Raw genomic sequence first — 24,809 nt, forward strand, 5'->3', positions numbered from 1 at the left:
ATCACGGAACAGCTCGGCACCCAAAGGAAGGCGTCGCGGCTTACTGCGCCGCAGCCACTGGGTAATGGCGGTCTATTCCTGCGCTCGTATGCAACGGCACCATGCAAGTAGCCGACGCGCTCCGCGAGGCGACGCAGCCCGACGTCCCCCGGTACGGCAACGGCCAGGCCCCCACCACGACGACCACCTCGCGCGACAGCAACTCAAGCACCACTGTCACCGTCAACGGGGACCGCTAGGGCGTCTCCGGGACCTCCACCACGGCGACCAGTACTTCCGCTTCTAGCCGTTCCCCCCGCAGCCCCCGCCCGCCGGCACCACCGGCAGGCGGGGGCAACGCCGTTTCCACCCCGACGACGCAGGAGAAAACCGATGTCCGTAACCGTGAAGAAGGGCAGGGTCGAGCGCCAGGTCCTGATCGTCCGCGACCACGTCCTGGCCGGCCGCGCCTTCTCCTCCGTCGAGGAACTGAACGCCGCGTTCACGGCCTGGGTTCCGCTGCGGCGGGCCAAGGTCCACGGCACCCACGGTGAGGTCATCGGACTGCGGGCGGTCCGTGATCACATGGCCCTCCGCCCACTGCCCGCCACTCCATACGTGGTCACCCAGAGGCACCTTCGCTACGTCGGCAAGGACTGTCTCGTCGCCTTCGAAGCGAACCTCTACTCGGTGCCGGCTCTACGCATCCGGCCGCGGCAGCTGGTCGAGATCAGAGCCACGAAGTCCCAGGTCATCCTGCATGCCACCACACCTGACCGCCGGGGAGAGACCCTGCTTGCCACACATCCGCGGGCGGCTGGCCGCGGGGCTCGGGTCGTGGACGAACGGCACTGGGACGGTCTGCCCACCGGAGCCGGCCGCCGCGTCACGGCCGGCGGAGATCTGCCCGCACCGCGCCAGCAGAACGGCGGATCCGAGGCGGGATCGCTGCTGGCCCTGCTGAACCGGGCCGCGGCCACCCAGGTCGAGGTCGGACGAAGGCCATTGTCGGTCTATGACGAGCTGACCGGCACCCGCCCCTTCACCACCCACCCGAGCACGAAGGAATCGTCTTGAGCGAGCTGGTCTCCACCCGCATCCGCAACACGGCCGCCAAGCTGGGTCTGCCCCACCTGGCCGAGGCCCTGGCCCAGTACGCACAGCGGGCCGACGAGGCCAAGATGGGCTACCTCGACTTCATCGACCTGGTCCTCTCCGAAGAACTCGCTGTTCGTGACGACCGTCGCTTCCGCCAGGGCCTGCGGCTGTCGAAGCTGCCGCACCACAAGACGCTCGATGACTACGATTTCTCGTTCCAGCCCGAGCTCGACCCCGCAAGGTCAAAGACCTCGCCACCCTCTCGTTCGTCGAGGCCAAGGCCAACGCTGCCCTGCTGGGGCCGCCGGGGGTGGGCAAGACGCACATCGCCGTCGCTCTGGCAGTCGCGGCCTGCCGGGCCGGCTACTCGATCTACTTCACCAGCCTCGATGACATGGTCCGCAACCTCACCGCCGCCGAAGCGGCCGGGCGCCTGACCAGCAAACTCGGCAGCTACCTGCGGCCCGCTGTTCTCGTTCTGGACGAGGTTGGCTACCAGCCGCTCGCTCGCGCTGAGGCGAACCTGGTCTTCCAGGTGATCTCAAAGCGATACGAAAAAGGCTCTATCATCCTGACTTCGAACAAGACATTCAGCGAATGGGGACAGGTGTTCGGCGACGAAGTCCTCGCCACCGCCATCCTCGACCGGCTCCTCCACCACTGCGGAGTCATCTCCATCAACGGCCCAAGCTACCGCCTCAAGAACCGACTCGCAGCCATCGAACGCGAACGGGATGACGCGGCCTGAGCGAGTAGCCGGTCGACTCCGTCTGCCTGCGGTCGGACGCCCCGTGGGGATCCTCGTCATCCGAAGAAGAGATCGACGTTCTTCTCAATACAGATGCGCAGCACGGCTGTTAGGCGCTGGGCGTCCTCGATGTGTCTTTCCATGCCCTGATCGGGAGGCTCCTCGCTCGACCAGTGTTCGAGGATGGCCTCCAGCCGCGGCAGGACCGCAAAGCAGTCCTCTACTGACAAGTCCTCACTGTGATCATCTGGGTGGTTGAGAAACGGCTCCAGAGGGGTTGAGAGATCTGTCCACGGCCGGTCCCCGCCGAAGCCGATCATCTCGTCGAGGACAAACCCCTCCTCGAGAGCCAGACGGCGACGGAACTGGGCGAAGCCTCCATACGAGAAGCAAGCATCCGGTCCGTTGACGTCCTCATCACCAGCGAACAGGCACAGTCCCACGGCACCCCCTCCTCTTCAGTGCACATGATCGGCACCGCGGGTATCAGTGGCAATCGGATATCCCAAGGTCCCATCACGCTGGCCTGACTCGCAGACACTGGTGCAGATATCTCCGTACTCCGTGGCGCACTCAGAGGAGTACGCCGACAGCTGGCACGACGAAAGCCGACTTGAGCGCTTCCTGACCAGCTTGGGCGAAGGGGCAACCGCCATGCTCTTCCGCTGCACCGTCTGCGGAGCCCACCTCGCCTACGCCGACGCGTCCTGAAGATCGTCCGTGCTGGTGAGTCTGCGGTAGCAGATGAGGGTGCAGGCGATGCTGACGGAGGCCAGGAAGTGGCTGGCCTTGCGTTCGTAGCGCCGGTGCGGGCGCCGGCACCCGCCGAGCCAGGCCATGGTGCGTTCGATGGCCCAGCGGTGCTGGCCCAGCCGCTGGCTGGAGTCCTTTCCCTTGCGGGCGAGCCGGGGCGTGATCCCGCGACTGCGTAACCATCGCCGCAGATGGTTGTAGTCGCAGCCCTTGTTACCGTGCAGCTTGCCTGGACGACGTCGTCGTCGGCCGCGCCGAGACCGGATCGGTGGTATGCCCTGAACCAGCGGGACGAGGGCTTGACTGTCGTGCAGATTTGCACCGGAAATACCGACGGACAGAGGCAGACCGGTCCGCTCAGTGATCAAGTGGATCTTCGAGCCGTACTTGCCTCGGTCCACAGGATTCGGGCCTGTCACCTCCCCCTTTTCAGAGCCCGCATATTCACCGAGTCGATCGCACAGCGGGACCAGTCCAGCTCGCGACGGAACCCGAGCTCGTCGAGAACCAGGCGGTGGAGCTTAGCCCACACCCGAGCCTTCGACCACTCAGTGAATCGCCGGTGAGCGGTTGCCCCGACGGCCCGAACGAGCCGGACGGCAACTGCTGCCACGTGCAGCCCGACGACGCGACGAACACGAGTCGGCGCCTCCGGCACCACCCGCTGGAACAACTTCCACAGCTCATCCGGCACGAGCCGCTCAACAATTCCCACACCGGAAGGCTACCCGCCCCGCCAAATGAGATGGCTTGTTGGATTTAGCTTCGCAAGCGCGTCCGCCGTGAGATGGGCCGATTTCTCTGTGCGAGGCCGACTGCCGGAAGGGAGCCATGGGTCGCCGTCCGGCGCTGAATCGCCGGCCCTGGCTGAGCTGTCGTATCCGTTCTGGATGCGGGCCCGCCGGGGGTGCACTGTGTGCGGATCAGCGGGCGATCGAGATCGCGAAGGGCGTGAATCCGCTGGAGCGGATCACGTGCGGTACGAACAGTATGGCGGCCTCCGTGGCGCGGGCGGTCTGGATCCCGCCGAGGTCGGTGATCCACTCCTTGCGCCAGCCGAGCTCGATGAGCAGGTGGCGGACGGTCTGCTTGGCCTGCGGGTCCTCGCCGGAGAGGAAGGCATCGGGCGCCTGGGTGAGCGTGGCCGGTGCGGTCATCACCGGGAAGAGCATGGTGTTGAGGGTCTTGACGACGCGCGATTCGGGGAGCGCTTCCTGGAGTTGCTCGGCGAGGCTGGAGCCGCGGTAGATCAGGTCGACGGGCAGTCCGTCCGGTCCGTCGACGGTGGCGTTGGAGACGTCGACGAGGATCTTGTCGCGCAGTTCCTCGCGCAGGGCGACGAGCCGGTCCAGCGAGCCGGCGCCCGGGGTGGCGTTGATGACGATCTGGGCTGTCCGGGCGGCGTCGGCGGCGGCGCCCGGCGTGCGGTCCGCCACGGTCACCTCATGCCCTGCCCGGGTGAGGGCTGTGGCCAGGTTGCCGCCGACGCGGCCGTTTCCGAGAACTGCGATCGTGGTCATGGTGATCTGGTCCTTCCTGAGGTGCAGGTTGTGGTGCGCGGTCAGCGTGAGAGCGTGGCGACGGCCTCGGCGTGGACGCCGGGTGCGGTGGCCAGGAAGCTCTCGCTCTGCGGGGTCCAGGGGCGGCCCTCGGTGTCGGAGATCCGTCCGCCGGCCTCGGTGACGAGCAGCGCCCCGGGCAGCAGGTCCGCGCGGGCGCCGGCGAACTGCCAGAAGGCGTCGATCCGGCCGGCGGCCACGTTCAGCAGGTGCAGGGTCGCGGGCACGGAGGTGCGGACGACGAGCGCGTCGAAGAGCATCGCGGTGATCGAGGAACCGACGCGCCGCACAACCTTCTCGTCCTCGTCCGGCCGGGCCTGGCTGGTGGCCACGATGCTCAGGCCGAGGTCCGCGGTCCGGGAGACGTGCAGCGGCCGGCCGTCGAGGTGGGCGCCCGCGCCGGTGAGCGCGGTGTAGGTCTCGCCGGTCAACGGCAGGTGGACGGCGGTGAGCACCGGCTGGTTCTCACGCACGAGGGTGGCGGTCACCGCCCAGTCCGGCAGGGCGTGCAGGTGGTTGACGTTGCCTTCGGCCGGATCCACGACCCACCATTCGCCGGGCGGCAGCGCCCCGCCGTCCAGCTCGTCCTCCACCCAGCCGGCGTCCGGACGCAGGCGCGTGAGGCGGGGGCGCAGGATGTCGAGGGCCGTGTCGTCGTTGGCGGCGAGCGCGCGCATCAGCTCTTCGCGGGTCTGGTAGCGGACCATCTCGCCGAAGCGCTCGCGCAGCGCTGCACCGGCCGCGCGGACGGCGATCGCGGTCTGGGCGAGCAGGTCGGCGTCGGTGGCGGGGAGGTCAGTGGTCTGAAGCGTTTCGGACATGGTGGTGCTCCTGTGTGAGGAGGGGTGATGGGGCCGGTCGCGGCCCGAACTGCGCCTTGCTTCTTGCGCTTTCGTCTCGAAGGTATAGAGCGCAATCATTAACTTCAAATGCATGTAAAGCACGGCTAGGATTACTCGTATGCAATTGGATTTGAATCTCCTCGCCGCGCTCGACGCGCTGCTGGAGGAGGGAAGTGTGGGCGGGGCGGCCGCGCGCCTGCACGTCACCGCCCCCGCGATGAGCCGGAGTCTGGGCCGAATCCGGCGCACGACCGGGGATCAGATCCTGGTGCGCACCGGCCGCACGATGACCCCGACGCCGTACGCGATCGCCGTCCGGGAGCAGGTGCACGAGCTGCTGCACCAGGTCCAGGGGGTGCTGGCACCGAGCCGTGAACTCGATCTGGCGACGTTGGAGCGCACTTTCACCCTCCGCTGGCACGATTCCCTGGTCGCCTTGAGCGGCCCCGCACTGCTCGCGGCCGTGCGTGGACAGGCGCCGGGCGTGCGATTGCGCTTCGTCGCGGAATCGAGCATCGACACCCCCGAGTTGCGGCGCGGCGAGGTCGACCTGGAGGCGAACGCCAACCGCCCGAGCGCACCGGACATCCGTGCCGAGAAGGTGGGCGAGACCAGCCTTGTCATCGTCGTGAGGCAGGGGCACCCCCTCACCCGCGTCAGGACCGTCACCGCGAAGCGGTACGCCGCCGCCGAGCACGTCACCGTTTCGCGCCGTGGAAACCTCAGCAACGCCCTCGACGACGCCCTCGTGCGACTCGATCTCACCCGCCGCGTGGTGGCGACCGCGCCCACGGAAGCGGCCGCGCTGGAGTTCGCGCGCGGCTCCGATCTCCTGGTCAGCGTCCCCGAAGCCACCACGAGGTCAGCGGTCGCCGACCTCGGCCTGGTCGTGCTCCCCCTCCCGCTCGAATTGCCGTCGGCACCGATATATCTGTCGTGGCATCAGCGCTACGACACCGATCACGCCCACGCCTGGCTGCGCGGGCTGGCGCGCACCGCGCTGGCCATGTGAGGAGCGTCGCGCTGCCACAGCAGCCTCAGGCCATGGGCGAGCCCCAAGAGCGGGACTCGGCATCGGAGAAACCGGGTGGTGCGTGTCGTGCGGATGCTCAGGTCACCACGGCGCACGATGCCGAGCGGGTGGGTCTCGTTCAAGAGGGTCGAGGGCGGCCAGGTCATCCGCTTCCAACGTGTCGTCGGCGTGGGAGCGCAGCATGGTCAGACAGATCTGCGCGTAGCGGCCCAACGCCGGACCGGCCTGGGAGGCGGTGAGGCGGATCTCGAAGGGCCCCGCGCGCGTCCACGGTGAAGCCAGCGTCCATGAGCGTCCGGTCCCATTCGTGCGGCGGCTCGGTGTTCGTCATGCCGTGCAACCGTGCCTTCAGCCCAGGGCGGCCGGCGCCGACGTCCTCTGATTGCCGGGTGCGATGCTGGTCATCTGGTCCTCCCCTGCTCAAGAGCCAAGGCAGGTTCCATTTCTTAGGTATCCGTAAGAGCGCGGTCCCCAGCGACGCTCTAATCCTCGCCTCAGGTTGATCGGGGACAATGAGCGGAAAAAGCATCGACTGGAAGGGGGCGGGCCGGCGTGCGGATCATGATCGCGGATGATGACGTGTCCATCCGTGAGTCGCTGGAGCGGGTGCTCCAGGTCGAGGGTTACGACACCAGCACCGTCGCCAACGGTTTCGCCGTGCTCGACGGGGTCGGTGGGGCCGGCGGTGACACGCTGGATCTGCTGCTCCTCGACGTGATGATGCCCCGCCTCGGCGGGTTGGAGACCTGCCGGCGGTTGCGGGCCGCGGGTCAGGATCTGCCGGTGCTGATGCTGACCGCCCGTGACCAGGTCTCCGACCGGGTCGCGGGGCTGGACGCGGGCGCCGACGACTACCTGCCCAAGCCGTTCGCCACCGAGGAGTTACTGGCCCGGGTGCGGGCCCTGCTGCGCCGGCGCACGCCGACCGACGAGGAGTCGCAGATCCTGTCGTTCGCCGACGTCCGGCTCGACCCCGACAGGTTCGAGGCGTGGCGGGGCGGGCGGCCGCTGCACCTGACCCGGACCGAGTTCTCCCTCCTGCAGGTCCTCATGTGCAACGCGACCCGGGTCGTGACCCGCGACGCGCTGTTCGAGGCGATCTGGGGCTTCGGCATGAGTTCCACCGCCAACAACCTCCAGGTGTACGTGAGCTACCTGCGTCGCAAGTTGGAGGCCGAGGGTGAGCCGCGATTGATCTACACGCTGCGCGGCCTGGGATACACGTTGCGGGAGACTCCTCCGTGAGCAGGCCCGCCGCCCGGGAACCGCGCCGGCTGACCCGATGGTGGCGCCGGCGGTCCCTGCGGACCAGGCTGACGGTGATCGCGGCGACGGCCATCGCGGTCAGCGTGTTCGTGGCCTTCCAGGTGGCCAGCGAGCTACTGGGCTGGGAGCTGCAGGACACCGCCGAGAATCAGCTGCGCGCCGACTCCCGCGTCCTGGCGACGACCGCGGAGCGCGCCGGTCTGGCGCGGGTCCAGCTACCGCCGTATCCCGGAGCCGGTCGGCTGGTGCGGGTCATCCTGCCCGACGGCTCGACCCGGACGCCGGCCGGCCAACCCGCGCTGCCCCCGGTCAGCGAGCACGCCGGGCGCGTGGCGCAGGGCGCGTCGGCCGACCTGATGGAGTCGAACGACAGCGACGACGACGGCTACCTCATCTACACGCTGCGGGCGGGCGACGGCGCGGTCCAGGTGGCCCACGTCGCCGACGACAGCCCGATCAACCAGTTCGGGTTCGGCATGCTGCTGATCGGGCTGCTCTGCGTGGTCGGTGGCGCCCTTGTCGGGCGGACCGTGGCGCGGACCGGGCTGGCACCGATCGACCGGCTGACCGCCGCCGCGGTACGTGTCGCGCACACCCGGGAGCTCGACGCCGACATCCCGGATGAGGGCGGTGGGGAGATCCGGCGGCTGATCCAGTCGATCAACGACATGCTCGCCGCGCTCCGGGACTCCCGGCGGGCCCAGCGGCTGCTCGCCGAGGACGCCGCCCACGAGCTCAAGACCCCGCTCACCAGCCTGCGCCTCAACGTCGAGCTGCTGATCCGGCTCGATCAGCGCGGCACCCTGGACAGCGCACTGCCGGCGGAGAGCCGGACCCGGCTGCTCAACGATCTCGGCGCCCAGGTGGCCGAGTTGAGCACCCTTGTCGCCGAGCTGACCGACCTGGCGCGCGGTGACATCAGCGACGAGAGCACCGAGCTGCTCGACCTCGCCGACGTGGTGGTGGCCGCCGCGACCCGGGCGCGTTCCCGCATGCCCGACATCGAGGTCGCGCTCGATGTGACCTCTGTGTGGGTGAGCGGGCGTCCCGCTGCGCTCGAGCGGGCGGTGCTCAACCTCATCGACAACGCCGGCAAGTGGTCTCCCGCGGACCAGCCGGTCCAGGTCCGGCTGAGTGCCGAGGGCACGTCGGCGGTGCTCGAGGTCGACGACGCCGGGCCGGGCATCGACGCCGCCGACGTACCGCGGGTGTTCGACCGGTTCTACCGTGCCGACAGCGCCCGGGCGTTGCCGGGATCCGGTCTGGGGCTGTCGATCGTGCAGCGGGTCGTCGACGCCCACGGCGGCCGGGCCACCGTCGCCCGCTCCGCACGCGGTGGCGCGCTCCTTCGGGTCGACCTCCCGGCCGCGGCCCCGCCCGCCCCGATCGATCGGCTCACCACCGGGGATGACACCGCGGTTCGCTGACCCGCCCCGGCGGCGCGGCGCAGAACAAGGGACGGCGGCCCTCGGCATGGCCCCGCGCGGCTCACCGGCAGGGCAGGACACCGCGGTGCGCCGACCTCAGCCCCGGCCGCACGGCCCGACCTCAGCCCCGGCCGCACGGCCCGACCTCAGCCCCGGCCGCACGGCCCGACCTCAGCCCCGGCCGCACGGCCCGACCTCAGCCCCGGCCGCACGGCCCGACCTCAGCCCCGGCCGCACGGCCCGACCCCAGCCCCGGCCGCACGGCCCGACCCCAGCCCCGGCCGCACGGCCCGGCCGCGTGGCGCAGGAGACCAAAGGGCGGCGGCCGTCGGGCCCATGAGAAAGATCCGGGACGGGCCTGGGGCCCGTCCCGGATCTCGTTCGTGCCGCCGCGCTCACCGTTGCAGCGCGGGCTCCTCGTCGTCGGCGAGCGGCTGTTGACCGTCCGGCAGCTCCGCCGCCGGCCGGGACAGCCGGCTCGGCCACCACATCCGCCGGTCGATCAGCAAGGTGAGGGCGGGCACCAGGACCGACCGCACCAGCAGGGCGTCGAGCAGCACGCCGAAGGCGACCAGGAACCCGACCTCCACCAGCATCACCAGCGGAAGTGTGACGAGGACCGCGAACGTGGCCGCCAGGACCAGGCCTGCCGAGGTGATGACGCCACCGGTGGCCGAGAGGGCTTTGAGCATGCCCTCTCTGGTGCCGAGACGCACGGTCTCCTCCCGGGCCCGGCTGGCCAGGAAGATGTTGTAGTCGACGCCGAGCGCCACCAGGAACAGGAATGCCAGCAGCGGCACCGAATAGTCGATCCCCTTGAACCCGAGGATCGTGTCGAAGACGAATACGCTGCCGCCGAAGGCCGCGGCGAATGAGACGATCACGGTGGCCATCAGGACCAGCGGGGCCAGGATCGCGCGCAGCAGCAGCCCGAGGACGATCAGGACGACGGCGAGCACCAGCGGGATCACCAGCTTCTCGTCGCGCTTGGTGGTCACCTCGGTGTCGAGGTTCTCCGCACTCGGCCCGCCGACGATCGCCTCCGCCCCGCTCACCGCGTGCACGGCGGTGCGCACCCTCTTGATCGTGTCGTACTCCGCGACGGTGTCCGGCGCGTCCTTCGGGAACACGGAGATGTTGGCCCAGCCACCGCTGGTCTGCTCCGGGACGGCCAGGGCCACACCGCGAGTGTCCTTGACGATGTCGAGCACCCGCTCTTGCTGCGCCGGTCGCGTGAGGACCGTCATCGGCTGGCCGCCGAGCTCCGGGAAGTGCTGGCGGAGAACGGTGAAGCCGGTGACCGACTCCGGCGCGGACAGGAACTGGTCCTGCTCCCGCAGGGCGCCGGTGTTGCCCGCCAGTCCGAGGGCGAGCACGCCGAGGACTCCGAGCGAGCCGAGCGTCGCCACCCACCGGCGGCGGCTGATGGCCGTGCCGAGCCGTCCCCACAGCCCCGGCTTCTCCTCCACGGCCGTGCTGAACCGCGGGATGGCCGGCCAGAAGATCCGCCTGCCGAGCACCACGAGCACTGCCGGGAACAGCGTCAGCATGGCCACCAGCGCGCACAGGATGCCGGCCGCGCCGATCGGGCCCAACCCGCTGGTGCTGTTCAGGTCCGCGACGAGCAGGCAGAGCAGGCCGGCGACCACGGTGGCCGCGGACGCGACGATGGCCGGCGCCGCCCCGCGGAGCGCGTGGACCATCGCGACCCGGACGTTCTCATGATGGTGCAGTGTCTCCCGATATCGAGCGATGAGCAGCAGCGCGTAGTCCGTGCCGACGCCGAATACCAGGATCGTCAGCAGCGCCGAGTTCTGGTCGTTGACCACGATGCCGAAGCCCTTGACGAGCAGGTAGACGGTCCCCATCGAGGTCAGTGCGGCCGCGCCCACGGCCACCAGCGGGATGATCCACAACACCGGGCTGCGGTAGGTGAGAATGAGCAGGAGCGTGACGACGGCGATGGTGGTGAGGAGGACCTGCTCGTCGATGCCGTCGAAGACGGCGTCCATGTCGCCGTCGATCGCGCCCGGGCCGGTCACGTCGAGTTCCAGGCCCAAGGGGCGGTCCTTCGCGGCGTTACGCAACGGGCCGACGATGGCCTCCGGTTCGCCGTGGGTCGTGCTCACCTCGAGGGTGAACATCATCGCCTCGCGGTCGGTGGAGGGGCTCGTCGGTGAGCCCTCGTCGTCCTCGCCGGCCGCCGCCGTCGCCTTCGGCGGGTACCGCTTGGCAAGGGTTTCGTAGTGGCGCTCGACCGTCGCGCGGTCGGCGTCGGTCATGCCGCCGGCGCGGTGGTACACGAAGACGAACGTGTTGCTCTCACCGTCGGGGAGACTGTCCTCCAGCACCGCCACCTTGGTGGACTCGGCACTGGCCGGCAGGGTGTCCACGGCGCTGTCGGTGGTGACCGAGCTCAGCTTTCCGCTCAGCGGCACCATGCCCGCCGCCAGCACCAGCCACAATCCGATCACTAACCACGGCACCCACCGGCCTGCCAACCGACCGGCCGGCGCTTCCCCGGACGGCGCTGCGTTGACTGCCATCACTGGCCTCCTACATACGCGTTACATCGCTTGTCTGGACGCCTACTTCGTACCGAGCGAACCTGAGGCGACTGTTAATACGGTGCTCAGGCCGGTTGGCCGAACCATGTGCCCAGCGCACGCACCAGCGTGGTGGCGTCGAGGTCCTGCCCGGGAGGCAAGGCTCAGGCGACACAGCCGTCGGGCCGGATGAGTAACGCGTCGACGTCCACCCGGTCCGTGCGGGCGGTCGTTGTACTTCAGGACTCTCCGCCGATCGGTGCGGGGCACTCACGGCAGTTCGCCGGTGGAGAGTCACACCGGTTCCGGCAGGTCCGTGAGCGTGAGTTCGGCCGGGTCGACCATGGCGGTGATCTCGGTGATGCGGCCGTCGGTGACGGTGAAGGCGAGCAGGGACAGCGGGGTGCCGTCCTCGTTCCAGGCAATGACGCCGGGGCGCCCGTTGACGGTCGCCGCATGTCCGTGGGCCGTGCCGCCGGCCACTCGGGCGCGGCCGGTGACCCTGGTGGCCCCGATGGTGACGAAACGTCCGCCGGGGGTGTGGACGGTGAACTCCACCTCGGGGTGGAGGACTTCCAGCAGCCGTTCGAACCGGCCCTCGCGGGCCGCGGCCAAGAACGCCCCGACCACCTCGCGTTGGTGCTGTCGGTCGCTTGCCGACTGCCGCGCCGCCTGCACCTTCCGGCGGGCGCGGCTGGTGAGCATCTTGGTCGCGTCGGTGGACCGACCTGCCGGGGACGGTGCTGATCTCCCCGTGGGGCACGGCGAACACGTCGTGCAGCACGAACGCCAGGCGCTCGTCGGGGCGCAGCGAGTCCAGGACCGTCAACAGCGCCAGGCCCACCGAGTCGCCCAGTGCCACAAGCTCTTCCGGAGCCGGGCCATCGTCGAGCGTCACGGTGAGTTCGGGCGGCCGGTCGTCGAGGGGAACTGTCGGGCGCGTGCGGCCCGAGCGTAGAAGATCGAGGCTGATGCGGCCGACCATGGTGGTCAGCCAGCCGCCGAGATTGTCGATGGCGTCGGCGTCCTGGCGGGACAGACGCAGCCACGCCTCCTGTACGACGTCGTCCGCGTCGGCGTGCGAGCCGAGCACGCAGTAGGCAACGGCTGTGAGCCGGTCGCTGTGCGCCTCGAAGGCCTCGGCGATCGGATCGGCACCGACAACCCCGGCGTGTGGAAAGCGGTCGGGGACCTGCAGAAGGCGATCGCCGCCGGGGGCGTCGACCCGAAGCTGCTTGCGCTGGTCCACCTGCGCGCCAGCCAGATCAACACCTGCTCGGCGTGCGTCCACGCCGGTGTCGCCGGAGGGAAGAAGGCCGGTGACACCGACGAGCGGCTGCACAACGTAGCGGCGTGGCGTGAGGCTCCGTTCTACACCCATGCGGAGCGCGCGGCACTGGCGCCGGCCGAGGCCGCCACCCGGCTGCAGGACGGTGCGGAGGGAGTCACCGACGAGATCTGGGAAGAGGTCAACGCCCATTTCACTGAGGAGCAGCTCGGCGCGATCAACTTGGAGATCGCGCTGACCAACTTCTTCAACAGGATCAACCGCACCATCAAGGAACCGGACGGCCAGACCTGGCGCTGAGCCCAGCGCGGCATTCAGTACTGCTCGGTCTCCATAAAAGGCCCGTTCTCGTCGTCGTGTGCACCGAAGGCGTCGGCTGCAGCGGTCGGGTCGATTCCGGGCGGGCTGTCCTTGAGGCCCAGGCCCATGCCGGCCAGTTTGGCCTTGATCTCGTCAATGGACTTCGTACCGAAGTTGCGGATGTCGAGCAGGTCCGCCTCGGAACGCGCCATGAGCTCACCCACGGAGTGGATGCCCTCGCGCTTGAGGCAGTTGTAGGAGCGGACCGTGAGGTCGAGCTGCTCGATCGGCAGCGCCAAGTCGGCGGCCAGGGCGGCGTCCGTCGGGGACGGGCCTACGTCGATGCCCTCGGCGTCGATGTTGAGCTCACGGGCCAGACCGAACAGCTCGACCAGGGTCTTGCCGGCCGACGCCATGGCGTCACGCGGACGCATGGCCTGCTTGGTCTCGACGTCGACGATCAGCTTGTCGAAGTCGGTCCGCTGCTCGACACGCGTGGCCTCGACCTTGTACGTGACCTTGAGCACCGGCGAGTAGATCGAGTCGACCGGGATCCGGCCGATCTCCTGGCCGACCTGCTTGTTCTGCACGGCGGAGACATAGCCGCGGCCACGCTCGACCGTCAGCTCCATCTCCAGCTTGCCCTTGCCGTTGAGCGTGGCGAGGACGAGGTCGGGGTTGTGCACCTCGACACCGGCCGGGGGCGCGATGTCGGCGGCGGTGACCAGACCCGGGCCCTGCTTGCGCAGGTACATCACGACCGGCTCGTCGTGCTCCGAGGAGACGACCAGCTGCTTGATGTTGAGGATCAGGTCGGTGACGTCCTCCTTGACGCCCGGCACGGTGGTGAACTCGTGCAGGACACCGTCGATGCGGATGGACGTGACCGCCGCACCCGGGATCGAGGACAGCAGGGTCCGGCGCAGGGAGTTGCCGAGGGTGTAGCCGAAGCCCGGCTCCAGCGGCTCGATCACGAACCGGGAGCGGAATTCGTCGACGACCTCTTCGGCCAGGGATGGACGCTGAGCGATCAGCACGGGGTGTTGCCTCCAGTGATTTCGCGCCCGCTAGTGGCGCTGTGGATAAGTGAAGGGTACGAGGCGATACGAGTCTCCGCAGGCGCCGAACCGCCCTCGGCCAGGAGGTTGCGAGCCTTGCCCCCGCCGACCGGGCCCGGCTCGTGCACGTCGACCAGTGCTGCCCGGCATCTACGGGGCCTCGATGCCGACTGCGCGGCCAGGTGCTCGACCACCGGCACGGCACCGATCGCGGGTCCTCCAGGAACAGGCCGACGTACCGCTCCGGCATCATGCAGCGCCGAGCGACCGAGCAGGCCCCGCTCGCGGCGGCCACGAAGTGTGATGACCGGGAGAGCATGGAAATGCTGATGAGTGCAGGGCCTTGTCGCGAGCTGGACAGCGCACGCTCAATGCCGAGTGCACCATCCTGACGTGGTGCCCGCCAGCCGGGCCCGTCGGCAGTCTCAACCTCGAAGCTCAGCAGTCTTCCGCGGATCGTCCGCCAGAATGCGGGCCGCGAGCTGTCGTGCCTGCTCCTCCACGGGCTGATCGTGCGTGACGAACAATTCGTACCCGTAGGAACACGCACGCTCCCCAGGAGCCTGGAGGACCTCGTGGAACTCGACATCGACCCCCTCGGGGCTGGTGAACTCCTCGGGGATGTCGGGCTCCGCGCGTCGTGGCCATACACCCGTGAGAACGCAGCCCCATTGCTCGAACCAGCCGCTGTCGGTAAGGGTCTGCTCCAGCAGGCGGGCAACGGTGTCCACCGGCTCTTCCCAGCTGCGGTCCGCTGCAGCCCGCGCGAGTTCGGCTTCGTACTGGGCGGCATCGAAGCGGATGTCCGCAGGCACGGCAGTGACGTCGCTGGTGTTCTCCCAGGCGTCCCAGATCACCCGGTCGCCCTCGCGGCGCATGGTGACGTACAGGGCGCCGCAGCAGCCGGCGGTGCAGGGCGGCTCGGTGATCATGACTCTGCGCGGCTCCTTCGTGACCGTCAGCGGCCAGCTCTCGGCCGGGCCTGTCCAGTGTCGGCAATTGGGTGCCACCCCTTCCGGGTGGACGCCCTCCAGAACGTCTACGCCGTCAATCAGGGGTCGTACCTCGGCCCATGGATCCGCCGCCCAGTCGTCCGGGATCCTGTGCCGCAAAGTCAAGGTGCTGATCGCCATCTGATCGGTCATCCACACATGATCGGCGGACGCCACGCAGCCGCATACTCATTTCCGGCCGTGATCAGCCTCGACTCCTGGAGTGTGTGGGCACCGTGAGCCGGAGTCGGTGCACGTCGTGGGCGCCCGTCACCCGTCCAAAGACCTGAGAATCCCCACCGATTCGCGGATCTTCGGGTGACGGTACAGCTCCCGCAGGCGCAGGGGTGTGACGCCGCGGGTGCGTTGGGCGGCGGCGATGCGGACGGCGAAGAGGGAGTTGCCGCCGAGTTCGAACAAGTCATCGTCCGGGCCGACCGGGACGCCGAGGACGTCGCTCCAGATCTCCGTGAGCGTCATGGTGAGGTCATCGGTGGCGGGGAGCATGTAGTCGGGCAAGACACCTGCGTCCCGTTCGCGGATCGTGGTGGGGTCGGCCCCGGGCGACAGGACCACGTAGGCGTCCATCGTGGCCGTGGCGGCATCGGTCGGGTCGTCGCGGAGTACCACGACGGCCGCGGTGCGCACGTCGGGGTCCTCCAGCAGGAGGCGGGCGAGTTCGGTGACGCGGCGGCGTTCGGCGAGCGGGTCCCTGGACGGAACGGGGACGTCCTCGATCCACAGCCCCTGCGTGCCGGTGGGTTGCTGGGAGGGGGCCGGGCGGACGCGCATCGCGTGACAGCGGAACCGGAGACCGCAGTGGCCTCGAGGTGAACAAGGCTGGCCACTCGGAGCACCGTGAACGCGAAGCCACTCATCGGTCAGGCGTCCGCATCCCCCTCGACGCGGCCGCGGAGAAGTTCCTCCATGCCCACCGCCACACACCCTCCGTCACCATCTGGGCGGACGCCGATGCCACCGGCCTGCTCGCCGCCCGTGACACCCGCGACACGGGCCTGCCTCTCCGGGCTCGCCGCCTTCCCCGAACTGAACGCACCGGTGGACACCAGCCGGGCGGAGATCGTCCGGCTGCCGCACGTGCACCTCGGGTTCGCCGCCCAGACCGAGCACGGCCTGGGCGTTCCCGTCATACGGAACGCCGACCGGCTGCCCCTCGACACTCTCGCCGCCGACCTGCGCCGCCTCACCGACCTCGCCCGGCGTGACACGGTCCCCGCCTGCCACCTCACCGGCGGCACCGCGGCCCGCGGCCGGATTCCTGCGCCACGTGATCGCGTGCGTCACCGCTCCCGAGAACACCGGACCAAGCCGATGGGACCTGTCGCTCGGCCACAGGGTCGAAGACGTCGGCCCGGGGCCGTGCATCACCCCCGTAACAAAATGATCAGCTTCCTTGTGCGGGCCGCGGCCACGCCCGTGAAGTGGGCTGATGCACTTTCCGAAAGCAGGCGGTCCGTTCTTCCTCCACCTGCGCATGTGGCACGCCGTGCCGGCCTTTCTCGTCGTGGTGGCCGTCGTGGCGTTCGTCGCCCTTCTTCCGTCCGACGGCGCGCGCTCGGTGCCCAACAGCCCCTGCCGACCGGCCGATTCGGCGCGCGAGGACACGCCCGCGGCCCTCGACCTCGACGGGGACGGCTTCGATGATCTGGTGCATGAGATCTCCGACAGGGCGGAGAGCTTCGACGTGACCGTCGTGCCCGGCTCCGAGCACGGACCGGACCACGACCGCACGACCGTCCTCACCCACGACGACCTCGGTCTGCCGGACGACATCCAGACGGGCGACGATCCGTGGCAGCCCACGGTCGCCGACCTGGATGAGGACGGTCATGCCGACCTCGTCGTCAGCGGCGCCGCCCAGGTGCTGTGGGGAGGCCCCAAGGGCCCGCAGGCCGGCGGACCGCAGGGGCGTGTCCCACTGCCGGGCAGCGGATACAGCACCGCGCCGATCGCCGGCGACTTCGACGGGGACGGCCACACCGACCTCGCGGTCTTCAGGTTCTCGAACGAGGATCAGGAACTGGTCGTCCTCAAGGGGCCGTTCAAGCGCTCCGGTGCTCCCACCAGGACCGTGGAGATCCCCAGCCCGGTCCACGAGGGCGCGTCACCCGTGCTGGTCGCCGGGGACGCGAACGACGACCGCGCCACCGATCTCGCGCTCTACGACTCCCCGTGGGATCCGCCCCTGCTGTTCACGGGCGGCGCCCGTACCGCCGGCGGCCTGAGCAAGGAGCCCGAGCGGCTGCCGGAAGGCGAGAACGTCGTCTTCGGCGACTTCGACGGCGACGGGCGGCAGGACGTCGCCATCGGCCGGAGCTTCGTCGACAGCTACGACGAGGTCGACACACCTCACCGGCGCGGCCAGGTCAGCGTCCGCTACGGGAAGGAGCCGGGGGAGTGGGTCACCATGGACGGCGGCGACTTCAAGGAGGGCTTCGGCGCCAGGCTCGCCGCCGGAGACTTCGACGGCGACGGCTGCGACGACCTGGCCGTGCAGCTCACCAGGAAGAAGGAGGCGGGGGACGCGCGGATCGAGGTGCTGCGGGGCGGCTCCGAGCACGGGCTCGGATCGAAGCCCTGGCGCACCACCAAGCGCTCCGTGCCGGGCGACGACGGCCCCGTCGACGCCGGACTCTTCGCCGTCCACGACTGGGACGGCGACGGCCGCGCGGAACTGGCCCTTCTCGGCGGTGACGGATGGTGGATCACCGATGGCACGGACCGCGACGAGGCATCCTTCCCGGCCTCCCCCAGCAAGGGCCAAGGTTCGTAGGTTCTCCCATACCTGGAAGGCTGTGGTGCTCTGGGCGGTGCGCGACGAGCTCGGGCGCCCGGTGTCCTCCGCGGTCATGGCCTCTCGGTCGAAGCGACTGCGTGTCCTCGTCGCTGGGTCCGTCCGCTCTCCCTATCGTGCCTAGGGCGGCGCGTGCCCGGTCTCTCCCTCCCCGGGCAGGTTCTCGCGCAGGTGTGGTCGCCGGGCGGTGGCTTTCCGATACCAGGTGCCGTAGCGCTTCGCGAGGACCACGGCCGACATGCCGTGCAGGAGGATGCTGAGCGCGACGGTGACCGCGATGACCCGGCCGAGGAGCTGAACGCCCGGGACGTGTTCCTCCACCAGGAGGAGTCCGAAGACGACGGAGGCGAGGCCGCGCGGTCCGAACCATCCGATGTAGGCGATCGTGGGAAGGGCCAGGCCGGACCCGGTCAGGGAGAGGGCGACCGGCAGCATCCGGATCACGGTGAGGCTCAGTACGGCGTAGACGACGATCCGCCAGTCGAGGTCGTCCAGCGTCGGCCCGAGCAGAACGGCACCGAAGACCAGGAAGCTCAACGAGGCGAGCAGGTCGGCGAGATGACCGGCGAGACCGGCGGAGTCGTCGACGGCGTCCGGTTCCTGAGCCGGTGTCTTCCGGGGCGTCTCAGTGGGTTCCCGGGGAGGTGCCGCCGCCGTCTTCGCCGGTCCGCTGCGCCGCAGGGCCACACCGAAGGCGAACCCGGCCACCCAGGCCGCGATGAAGCCGCTTCCGTCGAAGGCGACGGCCACGGTGTACGAGCCCCCGGCCACGGCCAGGACGAAGGTCTGCCGCCAGTCACCGCTGATCCAGCCCTTCGCACGCGACCAGCGCAACAGCCACCCGCCGAGGCCTCCCGCGATAAGGCCCCATACGGTGCTGAGCACGAGCGCGCGCCAGAAGACTCCGCCGGCTCCCTCCTCCGAGGCCATCGTTCCCGGCAGAGCCGCGAGGAAGAGCACGAAGAAGGGCAGCGCCATACCGTCGTTGAGGCCGGATTCGACGTTCAGTCCGCCGCGCACCAGCGGCGGGACACGCCGGTCGGACACCGCCGTCTTGCCGAGAGCGGCGTCGGTCGGCGCGAGAACCGCACCGAGCAGGGCCAGTTCCCACAGCGTCAGCCCCGGCAGCAGGGGCCACGCCAGCAGCCAGCCCGCCCCGATGGTCAAGGGCAGACCGATCCCCAGCAGACGGCCGGGGAGGAAGCCGCCCAGGCGCAGATCCCGTCGCCGTACGGACATCGCGTCGGTGAACAGGACCAGCGTCAGGGCGGCTTCGACCAGGGTGAGCACCGGCCCCGCGTCCTGCTCCAGGTCGAGCAGGCCGAGCCCGATCGGGCCGATGGCGATCCCGCAGCCGGTGAACACCATCGGCGCCGACACGACGGTCGTGGCCAGCCGCCGGGAGAAGAGGGCGTACCCCGCCGTCACGGCGACCACGGCCGCCCCCGCCCACACGCTGCCGCTCACCGTGCCTCACCCGTCAGGGCGTGCGGTCACGAGTGCAGGACCTTCTCCTTGGCCTGGCGGAACTCCTCCTCGGAGAGGTCGCCACGGGCCCGGACCTGCGAGAGCTTCTCCAGCTGGTCCACCTCGCTGGGAGGGCCGGTGGCGCCGACGGTCTCGCGGATGTAGCGGTCCGTCTCGTCCATCTTGGCCTTGACGTGGTCCTGTTCACGCTTGCCCATGCCCTTGCCCCGGGCGACGACGTAGACGAAGACGCCCAGGAAGGGGAGGACGATCGTGAAGACCAGCCAACCCGTCTTGGCCCAGCCGCTCAGGGAGTCGTCACGGAAGATGTCGACGATGACCCGGAAGAGCAGGAAGATCCACATGACCCACAGGAAGATCCACATGATCGTCCAGAAGGCGCCGAGGACCGGGTAGTCGTAGGCCAGGTTCACATAGCCGCCCATCACCGCTCCTCCTCTCCGGGGAGGTCCAGCCCGAACGCTTCGCCGATGGCGCGCGCGGCGGACACCACGCGGGCGCTGCCCACCACGGGGGCGATCGCCACGAGCGTTCCCTGGATCTTCTCCAGCGGTACGCCGACGTCCGCGGCGGTGCCGATGTTGAGGAGGTACGAGGGAGCGGAGGCGTCCATGGCCACCAGAGCGGCGATACGTGCCAGCAGGTACGTCTCCTCGTCCAGTCCGGACCGCTCGAACGTGTCGAGCGTCATCTGGACGAGCGTTTCGAACACGGGCGCGTTCGCCTCGGCGAGAGCGGCGACGCCGCCCGCCCCTGTCTCTTGCTCAGCCATCTCAGGCTCCTTTCCCTGGGGTTTGATGCGACATACGGCTCGGCTGCGCCCTCCCGGAGGCCGCGGCGAGGATTCCGAGGAGGATCAGTACGAGGAGGACGATGCCGAGGACGAGCGCCACGGACCCGGGCGTGGGGTAGTTCCACAGCACCAGGGCGAGCGCCCCGCCGGCGATGACGATGCCGGTGGTCCACTTGCGGTGCGCGTCCAGCCAGTGGCCGGGGCCCCCGGTGCGCATGCCGTGGCGCGCCATGGCCCGGCCCGTCGCCCCGGTCCCGCCCGTCGCCGCGCGTCTGATCCACCGGGCACCGCGTCCGGGCCCGTACAGGTAGGCGGCCAGCGCGGTGATGACCGCGATGACCAGGACCGTGACCGTGCTGTTCTTGAGGAAGCGCAGGAAGATGTCGTAGATGTCGGCGGCGGTGTCCTGCGGCAGGGCGGTCGTGGCGACGGAGTCCAGATAGATCTGCCGCATCACGGCGAGGCCGACGAGCAGCACGATCATCATGACCCCGATGCCGATGGCCGTGGTCATCAGGGCGACGCGGTGCGCGGGCCCGCTCCAGACGGCGAGTGCCGCCAGGACCAGGACGAGGACCGGGAGCCAGACGCCGAGGATGTTCAGCAGGCGCATGGCGCCCTGGGCCTCGTTGAGCTTGTCGGTCTGGAACAGGGTGATCGTCTTGTCGACGTCGGGGATCTTCGAGGCCTGATCGAACCCGGCGTCCACCAGTCGCTGCTTGACGTTGTCGACGACGGTGCCGATGTTCAGGTCGATGCTGTCGTCACCGGCCTGGACGGCGCTGCCGCCCTCCCCGGTGAGGACCTTGACGACGGCGGCGTGGGCCCGCCGGTTGGCGTCGTCCCACACCTCGGCGAACTGGTCGCTGGTCACCACCCGGTGGACGATGCTGTGGACGGCCGAGGTGAGCGCGCTCGTCAGCGGGCCGGTCAGCGCGTCGGCGCCCTGCACCACGCGCGGGGGTGCGCCTTCCCGCTGCAAGGTCCGCCCGACGGCGTCGGTGAAGGCGGCGACATCGACGTTGTCGACCACGCGCTTGGTGAGCCGGTCGGTCACGGTGTTCTGGACGGAGGGCTCCGTGGCGATCGGAGCGACGGTCTGGACGTACCGGTCGGTGTCGGCCACCTCCGAGTCCACCCAGGCGGCGACCACGGCCAGTGGTGCCAGGAGGAAGGTCAGGATCAGCAGTACGGAGGTCGCCGAGTAGCGCAGACGCCGGTGGTGAACGGAGGCCGCTGTGCGCAGCCGTTCGTACTCTTCCCGTTCCGTGGAGTTCAGCGGAGGGCCGGCGGCCGCACGGTCGCGTCCTTCCGCGGCGGACGAGGAACCAGAGGAACCATCGGAGGACTCCATGAGTCTCCCCTGTGACACTTTGGCTAGTTTTGTCCCGCTCATCGATGTTAGCGAGGGTGAGCGGACGGCGCATGGCCGGCCCTCACGGGTGCTCTGGAGGGCCGGATGTCGTCGTACCGCCGGCGGAAGTCGTCCCGGTCGAGTTCTTCCACGACGGAGTCATCAGCCAGTTCGAGGGACTGACCGGCCCCCGCCAGGGACGTTCGGCCCTAGTGGGCCCGCGGTGGTTCGGCACACCCTGAAGTCAACGAACCCGTGGCGACCGGCAGCGCCGGAAACAGACCGCGGGCCCGCGCGAGGAACTCGCCGCCCCGCTGCCGCAGGGCGGCGGAAGGGAGTCTGAGCGATGACCTCCACCACCACCCTGTCCGTGGCCCTCCCGGCCGCGCAGCGCGAACGGCTGATGCGCCTCGCACGCGAGGTGTCCTTCGACGCGGGCGCACGCCTCTTCGAGGAAGGCCGGCGGGCCGACCGGTTCTGGATCGTGCGGACGGGGACCGTCGTGCTCGACCTCCATGTCCCGGGCCGGCGGGCCGCTGCCGTCGCGTCCCTGGGACAGGGCGAACTGGTCGGCTGGTCGTGGCACTTCCCGCCGCACGTGTGGCACCTCGGCGGAGAGGCGATGAGCCCGGTGCGGGCCTTCGAGTTCGACGCGGAAGCCGTGCGGGCGATATGCGCGCAGGACGCCGAGTTCGGCCGCGCGATCGCGGACTGGGTCGGCCGTGTGGTCGCGGACAGGCTGCACACGTCGCGCATCCGGTTGCTCGATCTGTACGCCCCGTACGGCAGCGGGAGCCCGGCATGAGCGAGGTGCCACGGCCGCACCGAGACCCGAGGAGAGCAACCATGCACGGCAGCCCGCACCTTGTCAGCGATGTCATGACGCACGCCGTCGTGGCGATCGGCCGTGAGGCCCTGTTCAAGGACATCGTCGAGGTCATGGAGCAGTGGAAGGTCAGTGCGGTACCCGTCCTCGAGGGCGACGGCCGGGTGATCGGGGTCGTCTCCGAGGCCGATCTGCTGCCCAAGGAGGAGTTCCGCGACACCGATCCGGACCGCTATACGCAGCGGCGCCGGCTCTCCGACCTGGCCAAGGCGGGCGCGCTCAGGGCGGACGAGCTGATGAGCTCCCCGGCCGTGACCGTCCACTCCGACGCCACCCTCGCCCAGGCCGCACGCATCATGGCCCAACGCCGGGTCAAGCGGCTGCCGGTCGTCGACGGGCAGGGCGTCCTCGAGGGCGTCGTCAGCCGCGCGGACCTGCTCAAGGTCTTCCTGCGCGCTGACGAGGAACTCGCCGAGGAGATCCGCCGCCAGGTCGTGGCCTGCCTCTTCCCCGCCCCCGTCGAGCCCATCGGCGTGGACGTGCGGGACGGAGTCGTCACCCTCACCGGCCGCATCCGGGACACCTCCCTCGTACCCGTCGCGGCCCGTCTGGTCCGCTCCGTCGAGGGCGTGGTGGACGTCGAGTGCCACGGCCTTCTCGTGTCGGACCGTGATCTCAGACCGTGATCCGGGGCGATCGGGTCCGCTGCCGCCGCTCCTCCAGCGGCAGCGCCGGCAGCGGGTGATTCACCGTTGTGACGGTAGGTCTCAGTCGCGTCAGTCGTGCGGAACCACCACGACGGGGGCGGCGACATGGTGCAGCACCGCATGCGTGACGGAACCGATACGCGTCCCGAACGGGTGGCGGTGAATCCGCCGTCCCACGACGACCAGCGACGCCTGGTGGGAGGCCTCGATCAGCTGAGCCGCCGCACCGCCCGAGCGGGACACCTCCACCACCTCGACGGACGGATACTTCTCCCGCCACGGACGCAGTGCGTCGGTGAGCGTGTCGGCGTGCGAGCGGACGACCTGTTCGTAGCGGTACAGGTCGCCGGCTCCGCCGTAGACGAACCACAAGGGCAGATGCCAGCCGTGTACGGCCCACAGGGAGGTCCCGCGCCGGGCGGCCGCGTCGAAGGCGAAGCCGATCACCGTCGCGTCGAGGTGGTCGACGTCGACGCCGAGGACGACCGGCCGGTACCGCGTGGCGGCCGAGGGAATGCCCGTCGCGTCCCTCTCGTGCTCGTCGGCCGCCTGCTCACCGGCCCGGACCAGGACCACGGGACGCTCGGCACGCGCCACCACGGCCAGGCCGACCGAACCCACCAGGAAGCCGCCGATGCCGCTCAGCCCCCGTGAGCCCAGGACGAGCAGGTCGGCGTCCTTGGCGGCTTCGCACAGCACCTTGCCGGGGTGGCCGGTCAGGTGTTCCGTGGTCACCTCGACGCCGGGGTGACGCAGACCGACACCGTCCGCGGTGTCGCGGGGAATCCTCTCGCCCCAGTCCTGCCGGGTCTCGGCACCCAGCTGCGGTGCCTGCTCGATGGGCTCCGGCGCCGGCTCCCACACGTGCAGGAGCCTCAGCGGCAGCCGCCGCTGCGCCGCCTCGCGGGCCGCCCATTCGGCGGCGGCACGGCTCTCGGGCGAGCCGTCGAGACCCACGGTGATCGTGCGGGACATGGTCTCCACCTCCGGAGTAGAAGCTCTCGATTCCAGCGTCGCCTCTCCCGGCCGCCGCGGTGGAGGGGCCATAGGTCCCCCTGCGGGGCCGAAGGGCCCTGCCGCACGGCCGGACCAGCGGGCGCGGCGGTACTCCGTCCACGGCACGCCTTGGGCCGATCGGCCCTGGTGCATCCGGCCGCCGCGCGTGATGATCGTGGTCACGGGCGGTCCGCAGTCCGCCCCCGGCCGACGAGGGGTCGAGATGACCGAGCCGCGCACCTTCACCGAGGAACACCCGATCCGGGTCTTCCTGCTCGACGACCACGAGGTCGTGCGCCGCGGCCTGTCCGACCTGCTGGACGCCGAGCCCGACATCGCGGTGGTCGGGGACGCCGAGAACGTCGGGCAGGCGCTCGCCCGGGGCCCGGCGCTCCGCCCCGACGTCGCCGTCCTCGACGTGCGCCTGCCGGACGGCGACGGCATCACCGTCTGCCGTGAGCTGCGCAGCCGGATGCCCGGGCTGGCCTGTCTGATGCTGACCTCGTTCGACGACGAGGAGGCCCTGCTCGACGCGATCATGGCGGGAGCCTCCGGCTATGTCCTCAAGCAGATCAAGGGCTCCGACCTGGTCTCGGCGGTACGCACGGTCGCCTCCGGGCGGTCCATGCTGGACCCGGAGACCACGGCCCGGCTGATGCGCTCGCTGCGCGCCGACCCGTCCGAGGAACCGGCCGTCGCCCCCGAGCTGGCGAGCCTGTCGCCGCGCGAGCGGGAGATTCTCGCCCTGATCGGGGACGGGCTCACCAACCGCGAGATCGGCACGAAGCTCTACCTGTCGGAGAAGACCGTCAAGAACCACATCTCCCGGCTGCTGGCCAAGCTCGGCGTCCAGCGACGGGTTCAGGCCGCGGTCCTCGCGTCGCAGTGGGACCACGCCGGGACCGGCGAGCACCGGCCCCACTGACCCGGGCAGCCGGCAA

At 69.9% G+C, this 24,809-nt stretch carries 23 protein-coding genes and 3 pseudogenes; 12 read left to right on the top strand and 14 right to left on the bottom strand.

Annotated features, from left to right (window positions below; translation table 11 throughout):
- Positions 1-101: 101 nt before the first annotated feature.
- The 3 genes and pseudogenes from NNW99_RS36905 (at position 102) to istB (ending at position 1,825) form a co-directional block, all read left to right on the top strand.
- Positions 102-239, top strand: a complete 138-nt coding sequence (locus NNW99_RS36905) for a hypothetical protein (RefSeq protein WP_215123633.1) — start codon at positions 102-104, stop codon at positions 237-239.
- A gap of 133 nt (positions 240-372) precedes the next feature.
- Positions 373-1,056 (top strand): integrase core domain protein, encoded by a 684-nt coding sequence (locus tag NNW99_RS36910; RefSeq protein WP_251058035.1) that lies wholly within the window; start codon positions 373-375, stop codon positions 1,054-1,056.
- A pseudogene (gene istB / locus NNW99_RS36915) lies at positions 1,053-1,825 on the top strand (IS21-like element helper ATPase IstB). Before NNW99_RS36910 ends, istB begins: the two are co-directional and overlap by 4 nt.
- A 56-nt stretch (positions 1,826-1,881) precedes the next feature.
- Here the strand turns inward: istB and NNW99_RS36920 are convergent.
- From NNW99_RS36920 to NNW99_RS36935, 4 genes are all read right to left on the bottom strand, one after another.
- Positions 1,882-2,268, bottom strand: a complete 387-nt coding sequence (locus NNW99_RS36920; protein ID WP_215123635.1) for a hypothetical protein — start codon at positions 2,266-2,268, stop codon at positions 1,882-1,884.
- Between the two features lie 249 nt (positions 2,269-2,517).
- Positions 2,518-3,293 (bottom strand): IS5 family transposase gene (locus NNW99_RS36925; RefSeq protein ID WP_370869184.1). Its coding sequence is split into 2 segments (ribosomal slippage): positions 2,518-3,005 and positions 3,005-3,293, totalling 777 coding nucleotides; the frame shifts between segments, so codons are not numbered across the junction.
- A gap of 208 nt (positions 3,294-3,501) precedes the next feature.
- Entirely contained in the window at positions 3,502-4,098 is a 597-nt protein-coding gene (locus NNW99_RS36930) for an NADPH-dependent F420 reductase (protein ID WP_215123637.1), read from the bottom strand.
- A gap of 41 nt (positions 4,099-4,139) precedes the next feature.
- Positions 4,140-4,958 (bottom strand): 3'(2'),5'-bisphosphate nucleotidase CysQ, encoded by an 819-nt coding sequence (locus NNW99_RS36935; RefSeq protein ID WP_215123639.1) that lies wholly within the window; start codon positions 4,956-4,958, stop codon positions 4,140-4,142.
- Positions 4,959-5,097: 139 nt separating this feature from the next.
- Here NNW99_RS36935 and NNW99_RS36940 point away from each other — a divergent pair, with 139 nt between their 5' ends.
- From NNW99_RS36940 to NNW99_RS36950, 3 genes are all read left to right on the top strand, one after another.
- Positions 5,098-5,991 (top strand): LysR family transcriptional regulator, encoded by an 894-nt coding sequence (locus NNW99_RS36940; RefSeq protein ID WP_215123641.1) that lies wholly within the window; start codon positions 5,098-5,100, stop codon positions 5,989-5,991.
- Between the two features lie 573 nt (positions 5,992-6,564).
- Positions 6,565-7,257 carry a response regulator transcription factor gene (locus NNW99_RS36945; RefSeq protein WP_285439961.1) on the top strand — a complete coding sequence of 231 codons (693 nt, stop codon included), beginning with the start codon at positions 6,565-6,567 and terminating at the stop codon, positions 7,255-7,257.
- Positions 7,254-8,705: a HAMP domain-containing sensor histidine kinase gene (locus NNW99_RS36950; RefSeq protein ID WP_215123644.1), complete on the top strand. Its 1,452-nt coding sequence runs from the start codon at positions 7,254-7,256 to the stop codon at positions 8,703-8,705. The genes NNW99_RS36945 and NNW99_RS36950 overlap by 4 nt, the downstream gene beginning before the upstream one ends.
- Positions 8,706-9,100: 395 nt before the next feature.
- On the opposite strand, the gene NNW99_RS36955 is transcribed toward NNW99_RS36950, so the two are convergent.
- Together NNW99_RS36955 and NNW99_RS36960 are read right to left on the bottom strand one after the other, a co-directional pair.
- A complete protein-coding gene (locus tag NNW99_RS36955; RefSeq protein WP_215123646.1) occupies positions 9,101-11,251 on the bottom strand; it encodes an MMPL family transporter in 2,151 nt (716 codons plus the stop codon).
- A 294-nt stretch (positions 11,252-11,545) separates the two neighbouring features.
- A pseudogene (locus tag NNW99_RS36960) lies at positions 11,546-12,449 on the bottom strand (sigma factor).
- On the opposite strand from NNW99_RS36960, the gene NNW99_RS36965 reads away from it, so the two are divergent.
- The gene (locus tag NNW99_RS36965) at positions 12,375-12,839 is read left to right on the top strand and encodes a carboxymuconolactone decarboxylase family protein (RefSeq protein ID WP_215123648.1); all 465 of its coding nucleotides are present in this window, start codon (positions 12,375-12,377) and stop codon (positions 12,837-12,839) included. The pseudogene NNW99_RS36960 and the gene NNW99_RS36965 overlap by 75 nt on opposite strands.
- Positions 12,840-12,853: 14 nt before the next feature.
- On the opposite strand, the gene NNW99_RS36970 is transcribed toward NNW99_RS36965, so the two are convergent.
- The 3 genes from NNW99_RS36970 to NNW99_RS36980 form a co-directional block, all read right to left on the bottom strand.
- Positions 12,854-13,876 (bottom strand): DNA-directed RNA polymerase subunit alpha, encoded by a 1,023-nt coding sequence (locus tag NNW99_RS36970; protein ID WP_215123650.1) that lies wholly within the window; start codon positions 13,874-13,876, stop codon positions 12,854-12,856.
- A 446-nt stretch (positions 13,877-14,322) separates the two neighbouring features.
- The gene (locus NNW99_RS36975; RefSeq protein WP_215123652.1) at positions 14,323-15,042 is read right to left on the bottom strand and encodes a hypothetical protein; all 720 of its coding nucleotides are present in this window, start codon (positions 15,040-15,042) and stop codon (positions 14,323-14,325) included.
- A 117-nt stretch (positions 15,043-15,159) separates the two neighbouring features.
- A complete protein-coding gene (locus NNW99_RS36980) occupies positions 15,160-15,681 on the bottom strand; it encodes a phosphopantetheine-binding protein (protein ID WP_215123654.1) in 522 nt (173 codons plus the stop codon).
- 180 nt (positions 15,682-15,861) lie between these two features.
- On the opposite strand from NNW99_RS36980, the pseudogene NNW99_RS36985 reads away from it, so the two are divergent.
- Positions 15,862-16,089 (top strand): annotated as a pseudogene (locus NNW99_RS36985) (2-oxo acid dehydrogenase subunit E2); the annotation flags it as partial.
- A gap of 250 nt (positions 16,090-16,339) precedes the next feature.
- Positions 16,340-17,683 (top strand): VCBS repeat-containing protein, encoded by a 1,344-nt coding sequence (locus tag NNW99_RS36990; protein WP_215123656.1) that lies wholly within the window; start codon positions 16,340-16,342, stop codon positions 17,681-17,683.
- A gap of 141 nt (positions 17,684-17,824) precedes the next feature.
- Here NNW99_RS36990 and NNW99_RS36995 read toward each other — a convergent pair whose 3' ends face one another.
- Genes NNW99_RS36995 through NNW99_RS37010 form a run of 4 tightly spaced genes read right to left on the bottom strand, consistent with a single transcriptional unit; the run spans position 17,825 to position 21,339 of the window.
- A complete protein-coding gene (locus tag NNW99_RS36995) occupies positions 17,825-19,171 on the bottom strand; it encodes a sodium:proton antiporter (protein WP_215123658.1) in 1,347 nt (448 codons plus the stop codon).
- Between the two features lie 26 nt (positions 19,172-19,197).
- Positions 19,198-19,617 carry an SHOCT domain-containing protein gene (locus tag NNW99_RS37000; RefSeq protein WP_215123660.1) on the bottom strand — a complete coding sequence of 140 codons (420 nt, stop codon included), beginning with the start codon at positions 19,615-19,617 and terminating at the stop codon, positions 19,198-19,200.
- The gene (locus NNW99_RS37005; RefSeq protein ID WP_215123662.1) at positions 19,617-19,964 is read right to left on the bottom strand and encodes a carboxymuconolactone decarboxylase family protein; all 348 of its coding nucleotides are present in this window, start codon (positions 19,962-19,964) and stop codon (positions 19,617-19,619) included. The genes NNW99_RS37000 and NNW99_RS37005 overlap by 1 nt, the downstream gene beginning before the upstream one ends.
- A 1-nt stretch (position 19,965) precedes the next feature.
- On the bottom strand, positions 19,966-21,339 hold the full coding sequence (locus NNW99_RS37010; protein ID WP_251058036.1) for a hypothetical protein: 1,374 nt from the start codon (positions 21,337-21,339) through the stop codon (positions 19,966-19,968).
- Between the two features lie 346 nt (positions 21,340-21,685).
- On the opposite strand from NNW99_RS37010, the gene NNW99_RS37015 reads away from it, so the two are divergent.
- Positions 21,686-22,144, top strand: a complete 459-nt coding sequence (locus NNW99_RS37015) for a cyclic nucleotide-binding domain-containing protein (RefSeq protein WP_215123664.1) — start codon at positions 21,686-21,688, stop codon at positions 22,142-22,144.
- 41 nt (positions 22,145-22,185) lie between these two features.
- Positions 22,186-22,851, top strand: coding sequence for a CBS domain-containing protein (locus NNW99_RS37020; protein WP_215123665.1), 666 nt, complete (start codon positions 22,186-22,188; stop codon positions 22,849-22,851).
- Between the two features lie 90 nt (positions 22,852-22,941).
- On the opposite strand, the gene NNW99_RS37025 is transcribed toward NNW99_RS37020, so the two are convergent.
- On the bottom strand, positions 22,942-23,847 hold the full coding sequence (locus tag NNW99_RS37025) for a universal stress protein (protein ID WP_215123667.1): 906 nt from the start codon (positions 23,845-23,847) through the stop codon (positions 22,942-22,944).
- A 244-nt stretch (positions 23,848-24,091) separates the two neighbouring features.
- Between NNW99_RS37025 and NNW99_RS37030 the strand changes: the two genes are divergently transcribed.
- Positions 24,092-24,793, top strand: a complete 702-nt coding sequence (locus NNW99_RS37030) for a response regulator transcription factor (protein WP_215123669.1) — start codon at positions 24,092-24,094, stop codon at positions 24,791-24,793.
- Positions 24,794-24,809 lie beyond the last annotated feature (16 nt).

It is taken from the genome of Streptomyces sp. CRCS-T-1 (assembly GCF_024442335.1).
Lineage (GTDB): Bacteria > Actinomycetota > Actinomycetes > Streptomycetales > Streptomycetaceae > Streptomyces > Streptomyces koelreuteriae.